Here is a 1,328-nt window from a genome sequence, read left to right on the forward strand (position 1 = left end):
TTAATCAATAAAGGATTTAACCGAATGAGTGACACAGGAAGATTAGATTGTGTTCCCTGCAATACATTCAAACACTGGCTGGAATTTCAGTTATTGGATAGTCAGGGCAAGCCATTAATCGGTATTCCCTATTACCTGAAAAGCCGGGATGGGGTGATCAAGGCCAATGGCGTGACGAATGGTCAGGGGGTTCTGCGGGAAGAAAATTTATCGCCGTTGCCCATGACCCTGCATGTGAATGCGCAGAAACTGGCCGACCAACTGGTTGAAAAATATTCTGTTGCAGCGGTGGAAAATGAAAAAGCATCGGGTTCCTCCCCCGCGATTATGCCTGGCGAACTCAGTGATGGACTGCCGAAGATCGAAGGCTGGACAGAAGAAGCCCTGCAAACAAAATATTACACTGACCGCGAATATCCGGGCATCACGGTGATACCCGAACATAACCGCCGGCATGTGATAGCCGTCGAACGCATTGTGAAACCAGTATTTGCAAAATCCTGCCTGCAACCTTTGGGTTGCACCGATGCGGGTACAGAAACCGAGCCCGCAGCCAATTTTGGTCAATTGCAGGTTTACCTGCCAGCACCCACATCGCAGGCATCCGCAACGGCTTCTGCGGCGCAGGATAAAAACACGCCGCCATGGTATATGGTGCCGATAGGGTGGCTGCTTGATCAAGTGGTGCCACCGGCACAAGCCCATCCGCTGGTGTTTCAGGCAATGGAAACGCAGATGGCATTGGGTGCGGCAGTGGGTACGGCGAGTAATAACGATGGATCATGGGAAACCGAAAGCGCTCCGCCACTGATTTCTGAGAAAGAGAAGCTGTTCATGGCCGCCATTGTCTCTTCCACACCGACGGACCGGGCACAGTTAGCCTGGGGGGCTCTGAAACGGGCATTTGGCGCTGACAGTGACACGGCTCAACACCAGCTCGAAAGACTGAAACAACTGGCTGATCAAAAAGGCCGTGCAGAGACCCGTGTTCGCTATCGTTTTGTGGAGGATGAGAAGAGCGGAAAAGTGAAGGTGGTTGGTTACCATACCCGCGAAGGAAGTGGCATGGATACGGTTAAAGTGCGTCACGTGAAGCAAACCGCACCGGGAACATACGAATTTCGGGAGGATGGCGCGGATTCGCCTATACTGGTCTGGTACACTAACGCGTCGTCAATGTATAAGGCATTATCACCGCAGGAATTACCTCAATATTTTAACCAGCGTGGTACGCCAATCAATGTCAACACCGTGCCACTTGATGATCCGAGCATGACCGGTCAAACACCCGGCCTGGAAATCCCAGAGCAGCCAACGTGGCGGGACGG

Annotated in this window: 1 protein-coding gene; it reads left to right on the forward strand. The window is 52.3% G+C overall.

The genetic code is table 11. From position 1 onward, the window contains the following. Positions 1–24: 24 nt before the first annotated feature. A partial coding sequence (locus Xedl_RS19565; protein WP_208605109.1) for an S-type pyocin domain-containing protein occupies positions 25–1,328 on the forward strand: 1,304 nt, incomplete at its 3' end.

The sequence above is a fragment of the Xenorhabdus eapokensis genome (assembly GCF_001908105.1).